The following is a 694-nucleotide window of genomic DNA, read 5'->3' as shown; positions in this document are numbered from 1 at the left end:
GGCCCGGTCTGCGGCGCGAATCAGGTCCTGCTGCTCGTCATAGTCGTAGGTGGCCAAGGTCGCGACGGCGCCGTTGGACTGGATCGACTGAATCTCGCACATCAGGCCCTGGGCGTTGTGCAGAATATGCAGACGCGGTCCCCAGTTGGCTTGCAGGATAGTGATGGGACGCGCATAGCCATCCACGTCCTGCCAGTAAGCAATGTCGATGCGATTGCCCAAGGCGTCCACCAGAGCTTCCAGTCGGTAGGCGCCGTTGCCGCCGACGAAGACTTTGTCCGGTTGTCCCATCTGCAGCAGCGCGTAGGTGTTCTCGTCCACCCGATGCAGGGTCATGCGCTCCGCGGCGTTGCGGCTGGACTGCTCGATCAGGGGCCGCGGGAAGTCGATATAACGGCCTTCATCGGTGGTGAAGGTAATTCGGCCGTTGTCCTCTTCCAGGGTCTGACACAGCAGATGCGTCCAGCCCACGCCCAGGCCGCGCTGATGGTTGTTGGACGACTTGTAGGTGCGCTTCCACACCAACGGCATGGGACCGGGCAAGGTAAAATCCACCAGATCCAGCAGTTCCTCGCCGGTGATCATGCTCACAGGATCGCCGCTGACGCAGGCTTCGTCGTTGGCGGTTTGCGTGTCGCCATTGTCGTTGTGGCCGCTGGCGTCGCTGACGGACGTCTCTTCGGGGCTGGGCGAG

General features: G+C 62.4%; 1 protein-coding gene. It reads right to left on the bottom strand.

Annotated elements, in window-relative coordinates:
- Positions 1-694, bottom strand: a 694-nt coding sequence (locus ONV78_RS31855) for a DUF6531 domain-containing protein (RefSeq protein ID WP_279508621.1), incomplete at both ends; no start/stop codon positions are given.

The organism is Hahella sp. CR1 (genome assembly GCF_029813005.1).
In the GTDB taxonomy this organism is placed as follows: domain Bacteria; phylum Pseudomonadota; class Gammaproteobacteria; order Pseudomonadales; family Oleiphilaceae; genus Hahella.
Note: the sequence above shows the minus strand (reverse complement) of the source record. Positions and strands in the feature narration are given on the sequence as shown.